This window comes from Clostridium sediminicola (genome assembly GCF_050402865.1).
Lineage (GTDB): Bacteria > Bacillota > Clostridia > Clostridiales > Clostridiaceae > Clostridium_AF > Clostridium_AF sediminicola.
The window spans coordinates 1-247 of sequence record NZ_BAABMF010000109.1 but is presented as its reverse complement, the minus strand read 5'-3'; the positions used below and the strand labels follow the sequence as shown (position 1 = coordinate 247).

The following is a 247-nucleotide window of genomic DNA, read 5'->3' as shown; positions in this document are numbered from 1 at the left end:
TTTTTACAAAGTTTGCTCAGTTTGAGCTTTGTTACTTTATATATAATTCACTATGCAATTTTCAATGAACAAAATAGAAAGAAATTAATCTTTCAAAATTAAACAGAGTAGATAAAACCAAGTCAATATTATGAGAACATTGTTCTCATTTCTCCCTAGAAAGGAGGTGATCCAGCCGCAGGTTCTCCTACGGCTACCTTGTTACGACTTCACCCCAATCATCGATCCCACCTTCGACTGCTGGCTC

At 36.4% G+C, this 247-nt stretch carries 1 rRNA gene; it reads right to left on the bottom strand.

Going from position 1 to position 247, the window contains the following annotated elements:
- Positions 1–159 precede the first annotated feature (159 nt).
- Positions 160–247: ribosomal RNA gene (locus tag ACQ3F0_RS26975) — 16S ribosomal RNA — on the bottom strand; the annotation flags it as partial.